General features: G+C 44.5%; 14 protein-coding genes and 2 pseudogenes. 12 read left to right on the forward strand and 4 right to left on the reverse strand.

Features of this window, described 5'->3' with window-relative positions; translation table 11 throughout:
* Nucleotides 1-516: 516 nt before the first annotated feature.
* The 8 genes from IQ257_RS19515 (at nt 517) to IQ257_RS19550 (ending at nt 5752) form a co-directional block, all read left to right on the forward strand.
* Nucleotides 517-849, forward strand: coding sequence for a DUF433 domain-containing protein (locus tag IQ257_RS19515; RefSeq protein WP_193876862.1), 333 nt, complete (start codon nt 517-519; stop codon nt 847-849).
* A 6-nt stretch (nt 850-855) separates the two neighbouring features.
* Nucleotides 856-1209, forward strand: coding sequence for a DUF5615 family PIN-like protein (locus tag IQ257_RS19520; RefSeq protein ID WP_193876864.1), 354 nt, complete (start codon nt 856-858; stop codon nt 1207-1209).
* A gap of 13 nt (nt 1210-1222) precedes the next feature.
* A complete protein-coding gene (locus IQ257_RS19525) occupies nt 1223-1402 on the forward strand; it encodes a hypothetical protein (RefSeq protein ID WP_193876866.1) in 180 nt (59 codons plus the stop codon).
* Between the two features lie 29 nt (nt 1403-1431).
* Entirely contained in the window at nt 1432-1737 is a 306-nt protein-coding gene (locus IQ257_RS19530) for a UPF0175 family protein (RefSeq protein WP_193876868.1), read from the forward strand.
* Between the two features lie 507 nt (nt 1738-2244).
* On the forward strand, nt 2245-3024 hold the full coding sequence (locus IQ257_RS19535) for a hypothetical protein (protein WP_193876870.1): 780 nt from the start codon (nt 2245-2247) through the stop codon (nt 3022-3024).
* Between the two features lie 120 nt (nt 3025-3144).
* Nucleotides 3145-4293, forward strand: a complete 1149-nt coding sequence (locus IQ257_RS19540) for a helix-turn-helix domain-containing protein (RefSeq protein WP_193876872.1) — start codon at nt 3145-3147, stop codon at nt 4291-4293.
* Nucleotides 4294-4476: 183 nt separating this feature from the next.
* A complete protein-coding gene (locus IQ257_RS19545) occupies nt 4477-5253 on the forward strand; it encodes an RNA ligase family protein (protein ID WP_193876874.1) in 777 nt (258 codons plus the stop codon).
* Between the two features lie 79 nt (nt 5254-5332).
* Nucleotides 5333-5752 carry an ATP-binding protein gene (locus IQ257_RS19550; protein ID WP_228060852.1) on the forward strand — a complete coding sequence of 140 codons (420 nt, stop codon included), beginning with the start codon at nt 5333-5335 and terminating at the stop codon, nt 5750-5752.
* 41 nt (nt 5753-5793) lie between these two features.
* On the opposite strand, the pseudogene IQ257_RS19555 reads toward IQ257_RS19550, so the two are convergent.
* Nucleotides 5794-6261 (reverse strand): annotated as a pseudogene (locus tag IQ257_RS19555) (AAA family ATPase); the annotation flags it as partial.
* Here IQ257_RS19555 and IQ257_RS19560 point away from each other — a divergent pair.
* Both IQ257_RS19560 and IQ257_RS19565 read left to right on the forward strand, forming a co-directional pair.
* Nucleotides 6245-6400, forward strand: a complete 156-nt coding sequence (locus IQ257_RS19560; protein WP_193876878.1) for a hypothetical protein — start codon at nt 6245-6247, stop codon at nt 6398-6400. The pseudogene IQ257_RS19555 and the gene IQ257_RS19560 sit on opposite strands and share 17 nt — an antisense overlap.
* A 103-nt stretch (nt 6401-6503) precedes the next feature.
* Nucleotides 6504-6887 carry an alpha/beta hydrolase gene (locus IQ257_RS19565; protein WP_193876880.1) on the forward strand — a complete coding sequence of 128 codons (384 nt, stop codon included), beginning with the start codon at nt 6504-6506 and terminating at the stop codon, nt 6885-6887.
* On the opposite strand, the gene IQ257_RS19570 is transcribed toward IQ257_RS19565, so the two are convergent.
* The gene (locus IQ257_RS19570) at nt 6858-7448 is read right to left on the reverse strand and encodes a Uma2 family endonuclease (RefSeq protein WP_193876882.1); all 591 of its coding nucleotides are present in this window, start codon (nt 7446-7448) and stop codon (nt 6858-6860) included. The two genes, IQ257_RS19565 and IQ257_RS19570, sit on opposite strands and share 30 nt — an antisense overlap.
* 166 nt (nt 7449-7614) lie before the next feature.
* Here IQ257_RS19570 and IQ257_RS19575 point away from each other — a divergent pair, with 166 nt between their 5' ends.
* On the forward strand, nt 7615-8241 hold the full coding sequence (locus IQ257_RS19575) for a macro domain-containing protein (protein WP_193876884.1): 627 nt from the start codon (nt 7615-7617) through the stop codon (nt 8239-8241).
* A gap of 125 nt (nt 8242-8366) precedes the next feature.
* Here IQ257_RS19575 and IQ257_RS19580 read toward each other — a convergent pair whose 3' ends face one another.
* Nucleotides 8367-8576, reverse strand: a complete 210-nt coding sequence (locus IQ257_RS19580) for a hypothetical protein (protein ID WP_193876886.1) — start codon at nt 8574-8576, stop codon at nt 8367-8369.
* A 399-nt stretch (nt 8577-8975) separates the two neighbouring features.
* Here IQ257_RS19580 and IQ257_RS19585 point away from each other — a divergent pair, with 399 nt between their 5' ends.
* On the forward strand, nt 8976-9809 hold the full coding sequence (locus IQ257_RS19585; RefSeq protein WP_228060854.1) for a type IV secretory system conjugative DNA transfer family protein: 834 nt from the start codon (nt 8976-8978) through the stop codon (nt 9807-9809).
* Nucleotides 9810-9816: 7 nt separating this feature from the next.
* Here the strand turns inward: IQ257_RS19585 and IQ257_RS19590 are convergent.
* Nucleotides 9817-10059: pseudogene (locus tag IQ257_RS19590) on the reverse strand (IS701 family transposase); the annotation flags it as partial.

The following is a 10059-nucleotide window of genomic DNA, read 5'->3' on the forward strand; positions in this document are numbered from 1 at the left end:
CTTCAACTTAATGCGATCGCCCGATTTTGTAGGTCAGTTTGCAGGATGAAACCCCACACTCATCACTGGTTCTTCACTCAAACCCGGGTGCGATCGCCCAATCTTGTAGGTTGGGTTGAAGTATGAAACCCGACACTCATCAGAGCTTCTCCACTCAAACTCTGGTGCGATCGCTCAATCGAGTCATGTTTGGTTTCACGTTACCCACTGATTCACAAGTGAAGACGTGACAAGCTCAACCCAATCTACAGGGAAAGGCGATCGCATTTGAAGATATATGGAATAATTCAGCCTATCATCGAGAAAACACCTAATATACAGAACAATTCTACCTATCGACTTAATTTGGAATGATATACGGAAAAATCCTGGCTATCCTCTAGAACTAGATGGATAGCCAGAATCGTTCAGCCTAATATATAGTTGCCGAAGGTAATTGAGCGACCCTATAATCTGTAAAGGCTCCAGACTGCTTGGGCGTTTGCTAGTATATGAAGTAAAAACCTGATAAAGTCTATGACCCTAGCAATTGCTCTTGAGCCTGCGCCTATAGAGACTGATCAGTATGGTGTTGTGAGAGTTGCCAAAACTCGCGTCACCCTAGACACTGTTGTAACAGCTTTTTTAGAGGGATGTACGCCAGAGGAAATAAGAGAACAGTATCCGTCGCTTCAATTATCAGATATCTACCTGGTTATTGGTTACTACCTTAGACATCAAGATGAGGTTCATGCCTATCTTGCAGAACGTCAACGTCAAGCAAATGTGATTCAACAAGAGGCTGAGCAACGTTTTAGTCCCACTGGAATACGTGATCGCTTAGTTGCTAGGCGAAATCAATCCAGGTGATCTGAAATGGCTCGATTCCTGGCTGATGAAAATTTTAACAACCAAATTGTGCGAGGTGTTCTTCGTCAAAGTCCAGATGTTGATATTGTTCGTGTTCAAGATGTCAATTTGTCGGGAGCAAATGACCCAACCGTTTTAGCATGGGCAGCCCAAGAGGGACGAATTGTCCTGACTCATGATGTTGCTACCATGACAACTTTTGCCTATCAACGTATCCAAGCTGGATTGTCAATGCCTGGGTTGTTTGAGGTGAACCGTCGTGTCCCAGTAGGGTTAGCGATAGAGGAAATTATCTTGATTGCGGAGTGCAGTCTTGAGGGTGAGTGGGAAGGACAAGTAAGATTTCTCCCTCTACGATAGACAAGAGTAGTGATTGCCACCTAACATTGCGTTGGTGCGGACGGTACAGAGATTATCGGTGAGAGTTCGAGGTTATCTGCCGCCGCACAATTTCACCGTTAAGCTTCACTCTTCTGTAGGGCTGTTCTTACTACCCACTCTTGCCGAAGCGCGATCGCTTTTCAAAGGGGGTGTCAGCGAAGATGGGAAATAACAATTATTAAACTCAGTGAACTCAAAACCATGCAAATTACCATCGACCTCCCTGACAATCTATCCCTCACAGAATCAGACCTGCGCCGAGAAGTTGCGATTGCTCTCTTCCAGCAAAACATCCTGCTCATCGAGCAAGCGGCTCAAGTCATTACGATGGATGTAGACGATTTCTATCAAATCCTCGTCGATCGAAGTATCCTCACCCCCCCAAGCGACCCTGACGATGACCCCAAGGAACTCATCTTTGCCCATTTGCGAATCTCCTTACAACAAGCCAAAGAAGGCAACTTGAAGCCCGTCTCCCAACTTTGGGAAGGTATGGATGTCGATTAACTCGCCCATTCAAATTACCGTCAGCTTTCCCTCAGCCACGCCAGCAAAATTGCTGGGATTGTATCCTTCAACTTAATGCGATCGCCCGATCTTGTAGTTCGGATTGAAGGATGAAACCCGGCACTCATCACTGCTTCTCCACCTCAAACAAGAGCGCGATCGCCCCATGAGTCATGTTGGGTTTCACGTTACCTACTGATTCATATGGTTCAGGTAAAACGTGAGATTTACAAGCTGCTTGCAGAGCAGTAATTAGGAGGTTGTTATGATAGTTAGACACACCTGAAAACACCAATGGCCACTCCTGCGTTTGTTTACGCCTTTGACAATTTAGGTCCTGAAAGGTTTGTTCAGCTCTGTGGACTGCTCCTTGGTGCTCGCTATAAAGGATTCTTACTAACCAGTCCCGGCCCTGATGGAGGCGTTGACGCTGAAGATTGTCCAACTCTAGGCGAACTTGTACTAGAATCACCAGCAGTCTTGCAAGAAACTCTATTGCAACCCACCATGAAAGCCGTTTTTCAGTTTAAGCATAAGGTAGTTGCAAGAGTCGGAGAGGCAAACGCTCGAACACAGCTTCTTTCCATGTACCGCTCCACAAGAACTCGAAAGAGCGAAGTACTTGGTTCGGAGATCGCAAAGCGGAATCCTGACGCATACATACTGGTGACGAATGTCGAAATCAACTCTGGATTTAGATCATCCTTTACAGAGTTGTGTCGTGAAGAAAATCCAAACATTCAGAACTATCAAGTGATTGGTTTAGACGAGCTAGAAGCATGGGTTACGCAAGAACGGCAACTAAGAACTCTTTATTTCCCAACAATATTTTCCCCAGCGAGATTCAATCTAGCTTTGAAGTTAGCTCCAGGATGTACATACAAGCAGATCTCTCGGTGGGAATCTGATGGAGCTGAGTACTCTCCAGATAGACCAATTCTTTGCTTAACTGTGATGAATGTTGGAGAAGCAACTTCCTATCTTTCAAGTATCAAATTCAAGATTTACCAGCAGGGTGAAGTTAGTTACTTTATGAAGTCCCCCATTCCATCCAACCAAATTGATCCGCTAGCCAATCCAAAAATAGGCGAACCTATTGAGCCAGGTCGCAGCGCCGAGTTTCGATTTCCCTTTATGATGTTTCAGCGCCATGCAAAGGAGAAAGGTGAATACTTTCTTGACTCCGTAGTGGTTTGGGATCAAATTGACAACCTTTATTCTCTTGAAATATCTAATGAAATTCGTGAACTCCTCTTTGGTACAAATGCTTGGATTGATCTTGGTTGAAGTGCAGGTGTCTAACAACTTCGCTGCACCGATGAAGCCCAATGGCAGTGATGCAGAGGTGACTTGTTGAAGGTTGATTTCTCGATCGCATCTCAATTTGGCAGCGACTAGGCGTAAGTTATGAACAAAGATCGATTTGAAAAGCTTTTATACGAAGAAGAAGGAAACACGCTTGACTTCAAGAAGGAGCAGTATCTGTTTTCAAAGGCAACCGAAATAGAAAAATCGGAGTTGCTTAAGGATATCCTAGGCTTTGCCAATGCTTGGCGTAGAGCCACTGCATACATCCTCATTGGAGTAGAAGATGTTCAAGGTGGTCGTGGAAAGATTATTGGCATTTCTCCGAATGACCACTTGCATGATCATGCACTCCAACAGTTTGTCAACAACCTAACTAATCAGCCAGTAAGGTTTCACTATGAAGCATTCAGCGCTGAGGGCAAACAGATCGGCATTATATGCATTGAAGAACAAATACGACCTATCTATCTGAAGCGTGACTACGGCAAGCTCAAGAAGAATGAAGTTTATGTTCGCAGGGGAAGCTCTACTGATCCGACAAAGCCAGCATTACCTGACGAGATTGCAACAATGAGACTCGGATCGTCTCAAGAAGATGCCTTACTCTTTATTCAGTTCTGTCATGTAGAGACTGAGAAACCTATAGGATCTTCACTTGCTTGGGAGTCTGAGTATTGCAAAATGCCATCAAAGTTCTCAATTCCCGATTTGCCCAGCCCAAGACGTGAGATCTGGCAATCTGACATCTACGATCAGACGAACCGTGATTTTTATCGCGAGTTAGCCGATTACGAATATACTCGTAGGCTTTGCCAACCTGTGCGATTAGTTGTTGAAAATACTGGTAAGGTTGCTGCCAAAAATGTGCGCATTGAGATGACAGCTTCAAACCAGTCCGAAATCACCGCCTTGGAGAAATCTAATTTGCCATCACGACCTAGTAGAGATAGGTTTGCAAAGCTTGCCTTTTTGAGAGGGATTCGATCCATTCATAGAGATCCTGGTGATGTCAGAATTGAGAATACCTCTGAAACGCTGATTATTAAAGCCGACTTTGGAGATCTACAACCTGCGAGACGTGTCTGCTCAGAAACTTTCTATATTGGTAGCAGAATTAGCCAAGAGATTGTGCTATCTGTCTTTGCTTATGCCGATAATTTAACGATTCCTAAAGAGTTCACGTTTAATATTTCTGTTTCTTCAAAGATGACATCAATGACCTTCGAGCAGTTGAAGTTGATGGGATAACATTTCTCTTTGAGGAATATATTTTTGGAAAGCGTTGAAGCATATCATCCCAAGTTACTATGTCAGCACTCGCATTTCTTCCCACGGGATAGTTAAACTCATTTTCTCCAGTTGTAGAAAAGTTCATCCTGGATTTGTTGAATAACATATCCAATAAATAACAATTTCAACTTCTGTTGTTTAATGTACAAATACCCTCGCACCCCTCATATAGAAGGTTCACGGCTCCAACCGGGGGATGAAGATTTGGATAGCGTGCCTTTCAGCTCCATTGCGTCTCAATATGTGGCAGTCGAAGAAAAAGTGGATGGAGCCAATGCTGCCATAAGTTTTAGTCCTGATGGGCAAGTGCTGTTGCAGAGCCGGGGACATTATTTAACCGGAGGAGAGCGAGAAAAGCACTTTAACTTGTTCAAACAATGGGCGTACAGCCATGCAGGAACGTTCTGGGAAGTGCTGGGCGATCGCTACATACTCTATGGCGAATGGCTCTATGCCAAACACACCGTCTTTTACGACTCCTTACCTCATTATTTCTTTGAATTTGATGTGCTAGACGTTGAACAGCAGCAGTTTCTCAGTACCCAACGTCGCAAGGAGTTACTCGCAGGATTACCACTGGTTTCCGTACCCGTCTTGTTTTCCGGTGTACTAAAGTCCTACAAACAGCTAACGGGATTGCTGGGTAACTCTAATTTCATCCAGTCAGGACACCCTTCGGCAAAGCTCAGTGAACACCTAGAACGCTTCCGGCAAGCTTGTGAGGAACGGGGATTAGATGTGGAGCGAAGTCTCAAACAAACTGACCCCAGTCCCCTGATGGAAGGGTTGTATATCAAGGTTGAAGAGGAAGCGGTTGTAACTGCTCGTTACAAATACGTCCGTGCTAGCTTTTCAACCACCGTGCTGCAATCGGATAGCCATTGGCTCAACCGCCCGACCGTTCCCCTCAGATCATAGTCGATTTGTCTATTTCCAAAAAGACAATCGCGATCCAAACTATGCTGCCTTTGATGACACTCGATTCGAGGTTGTCCTGATGTCGGGGTTACCGGGTGCTGGCAAAGACTCTTGGATTCGGGAGTACCTTCCAGATTGGACAGTAATCTCCCTGGATGAACTGCGACAAGCGATGAACATCTCTCCCAAAGATGACCAAGGTGCTGTCGGGGAACGAGCCAGGGCGATCGCTAAAGACTACATGAGAGCCGAAAAATCGTTTGTTTGGAATGCGACTAATCTCTCTCGGCAACTGCGTTCATCGTTAATTAATCTATTTTCTGCTTACCACGCACGGATTCGCATTGTCTACCTGGAAGTTTCTTGGGAAGAGTTGCTGCGGCGCAATTATTCTCGCGCTGCTAATGTGCCGGAAGCGGTGATTGGGCGAATGCGCGATCGTTTAGAGGTTCCAGACCTTACTGAAGCCCATCAGGTAGATTGGGTGGTGGAGAGTTGAGTGCATCTAAACGAGGTAAAGTTGACCATCTTTCGGCTCAATGAATAGTAGCGCCCTCGAAATTGAGCACGCTCTTCAGGCGTATTGCCAGCCTTCCAGAAATCTCCATTCAGAATGACTTTGACTACACGACTGTTTCCCGGTGTGACAAATTCTCGCTCTGAGCGAAACTCTAATGGCTGGGCATCGTACCATTTTCTGGCAATCTCGCGAGTGGCTTCCAGTTCTTCTTGTTCAAAAGATACCTCCAACTCGATCCGTGGTGTTCCCCATCGCCAGTAGCGCCCTGGCAAAAACCCAATCCAATCAAAGTCAACAATGCTCCGAATCCGCCCAGTTGCCAGTGCTAGCGGTAGAGCGATCGCTTGTAACAAGGTTGTCTTGCCAGTACCATTGTCCCCTAGTACTAGGAAGCGATCGCTGACTTCATCAAGAGTTTTGTTTTTAAAGGAAACCGCCAAACTTTCAAATTTCTTGAAGTTCTGAATGGAGATGGATTCTACTTTCACCTGCCACTTGCTCCCGTTCCTAGTGGATGACACCAATCATATCTTCCTTCCTAACCACCCTACACGAGCGAGATGTCTGCTAGAAGTACGTCCTGTTGGTGATGGCAATGCGATCGCTCCCCAACACAATGAGGATTGAGGCAGTGCCGCTTTCAGGCGGTAACGCTGCTATTTCTAGGTAGCTTGCAGAAGTTTCACTGCTGACAAAGCTCCAATAAATGCTGGTGAAAGGAGATAAGTCTTTGTCCTTACAATTTATTTCAGTTCCACCCACAAAGGGTCAAGCCCCAACCGGATTAGTGGTGTGCTTGCATGGCTTTACTGGCAACTCCCAGCAGTTAGCCCCCTTTGCCCCCATGTTCAATCTGCCGGAATACCAATTTCTGTTCCCCGATGCCCCTTATTCTAATCCTTACGGGGGTAGAATGTGGTATAATCTACGCTCCCAGGATTATCAGGGTTTACAAGGAAGTCGGCAACAGCTAACAGACTGGCTGAAGTCAAGAGAGAGTAGCACTGGGGGTAGCCAAGAGTGCGATCGCACAAAGCGATGGGAATACAGTAGCGACTTCAACGGATTCGGGGGGTTACATACATCAATTCTCGCTGGGAAACACGCTGGATAAATTGAGAGATAAATCAGAGAAACTCGGCAGAGTTACCCTAGCATTTGGCAGAAAAATCTGCTTGTTGGCATAGCCAAAGTTACCTTGTAAATCTTGATAAGGCTGAGTGTAAACTTCCAAACAACTGGCTAACAAATTAAATATCCAATAATCAGAAATTCCCGACTCAGCGTAGAGGGGTAACTTCACCTCTTGGTCATACTTCAGTGTAGAATCTGCCACCTCAACGACTAATAAAATATCACCGGGACGAGGATGACCTGATAAGTAGCGATCGCTACGATTACGTGCAATCACCAAGTCGGGTTCGGGTTCGCTATTGGGAGGCAACGTAATCGGTTCCTGTCCTCGAACAATCGCCCGCCGTTGCAACATCATCGTCATTTCGTAAACCAAGGAGGTATTGCAAACAGTGTGAGGGGTTCCTTTGGCTACCATTTGCATCAGTTCTCCACGAATTAACTCCACTCGGTCATTTTCCGTGAGAAACCCCAGTTCAATGAGACGGTGATAATCTAAGAGCGTAAACCGTTTTGGAGTAACAGCGCTGAACGTAGCCATAAGTCGCGGCAATCTGTCAGGGATGGACGAGAGAGTTTAACCACAGTCTAGCTCGAACAACCTTGCCAGATGAATGTAGACATGATATCAGTTCCAGACCTTAAAAACGGTGGATTGGCTTAAAATGCCGGATGCAGTTCTGGGTTAAACGCTAAGTCCTTCACAGATGAAACTGATTTTAGTAGATCCTAAACAAGCCTTATGCAAAGCATGGGAAGAACAATTTCAAAATTTGCCCAATGTTGAAATTGTTCAAGGATACTTTGAAAGGCTACCGAAATTTGATTGTATGGTCAGTGCTGCCAATTCTTTCGGCATGATGGATGGAGGAGTAGACTTAGCGATTGTAAATTTTTTTGGGCAACCGATTATGAAAAATGTACAAACAGCTATTTTACGAAATTACCTTGGAGAACAACCAGTTGGAACCTCTATGATTGTAAAAACTGGACACCCACATCATCCTTTTATTGCTCACACTCCGACCATGCGAGTTCCCATGCCTATTGCCCATACCGACCATGTCTATTCGGCGATGTGGGCAATGCTTTTGGCAGTACATCATCATAATTGGACTACTAACCAGAAGATTAATATTGTGGCTTGCCCAGGACTGGGAACAACAACAGGTAAAATGCCTTACGCTGAAGCAGCTCAGCAAATGGCAATGGCTTATAAAAACTTTCTCCATCCTCCAAAACAGCTAGATTGGGATGTGATTACACAACGAGCCAAACCCCTAAAATCCTACCAAATTGCTATGGAATATTGGGCTACTCAGAAAAATATATAGGATTTATATCGACAAAATAATTGACTAATTTGGTGACTTCGAGCCAACATACAACGAATGTAGATTTAATGATAAACGCGATAAAAAGGTAAATTAAGCTGTGACCATTCTTGGATTTTAAACCTTTATAAATCGTATTTATCAATGGCATCTGGTGTTAGGGGACAGTGGGGGTAAGACAGGATTTTGCAGTTGTAGGTTACGTCTGAGAGTAACTCACCTTTTTTAGACAGTCTGGCTTTAATATAATGGTACTTGAAACCGGGTAGATATCCTCCTGAAGAGTCTGTGGGAACTGCATTCATGTATATCCATTCTGTACGCTCTAGAGTCATTGAGATATCACCCGCTCCTAGTTTTGTAATTCCAGCCGATAAAGTGATATCCTTAGTAGTTGATTAACCGAAAGGCTGACCTGTTAGCTGTAATTCATCGTCCCTAAGGCAGAACAAGCCAATAACAGTTGTTGGTTAAACTGACTTGTCTATCAATGTCGATTTGTCGCTACAAACTATCTCCCGTTTCCCGAACTGTAATTAATGGGATGTATTTTACAGAACAGCAACAGGTAAATTATGAGTTTTGAAACAAACTTTTTGTTAGCTAAAGCTAACTCTATCCCCGTTCTCGCTCAAACTCAGAGCTGAACAGAGCAACCAGCACCGATATTTTCAATTAACTTAGGTGGACTCCTACAGCAATACAATAACCCTGAAGGTTATTTAACGATAGGAATGTTTATTTTCCTCCTTTTACTCTCTCGGTTTATGGGAAGTGGGAAAGGCAAGATTACCACAGGTAAGCTTTGTGGAACTTCGGAAAAGGTGGCAGCTACTCGGCTGTCACTCAAACAAATTAAGGAACGTAAACACAATAAAGTTACCCTTTGGTGTGGCAGTCCTCGCTATTGGTGGAACGTGAAAAAACTTAGAAGTCTTGTCTCTACTTTCCAAACACTTTTGGGATCTGCTCCGACTGTCTGGCTTCCTCATGCAGAACGGTCAATTTTAGTAATTGGAGCGCCTGGGTCTGGAAAAACTTTTTCCACAATAGATAGGGCGATTGAAAGTGCGATGGTACAAGGTTTTCCAATTATGATCTACGATAAAAAAGGAGAGCAACTCAAACTTCACGCACCGCTAGCGGCTCGCTATGGTTATAAAGTATCGGTATTTGCGCCGGGGGAACCTTATTCGGGTGTTATTAATCCTCTTGACTTTATGAAATCCCCTCAAGATTCCGTAATGGCTGGGGAAATCGGTCAGGTTATTAATCGAAATGCTAGCTCCGGTCAGGGAAAAAGTGATGAGTTTTTCTCTAAAGCTGGGGACTTATTGGCTAAGGCACTGCTTCAATTGGTCAAGGGGTCTAAGTATCCAGACATGGCAATGCTCTATGCAGTTATGCGATTGCCAAATTTGGTAAAGCGGATTGATTATGCCGTACAATCTCGTAAAATTGATGAGTGGGTAGCTACCAGTTTCAACCAGTTTTTGAGTGCCAAGGAAGCTGAAAAAACTATTTCTGGAATTCTGACAACGGCGGCGGGAACGTTTAGCGGGACTTAAACAAATATCAACCCCAAATAAAGCCCAAACTCGCTTTATAGGCGATAAATACGTCCCTATTCTCATTCAACCAAGCCATAAAACGACTCGACATCGCTGTACGAAACGCTTCTAAAGCGTCGCCAAAAGTGTTTAAAGGTTTATTCGCCCACCTTCGTCTCAATCCTCCCGTTAAGGTGTGCCATAAAATAAATGTATAGGCACAGAACACCAGAATAAAATGTCTGAGCAAGCTTCTATAATCCCTGAC

This window comes from Coleofasciculus sp. LEGE 07092 (assembly GCF_015207375.1).
Classification (GTDB): Bacteria; Cyanobacteriota; Cyanobacteriia; order Cyanobacteriales; family Coleofasciculaceae; genus LEGE-07092.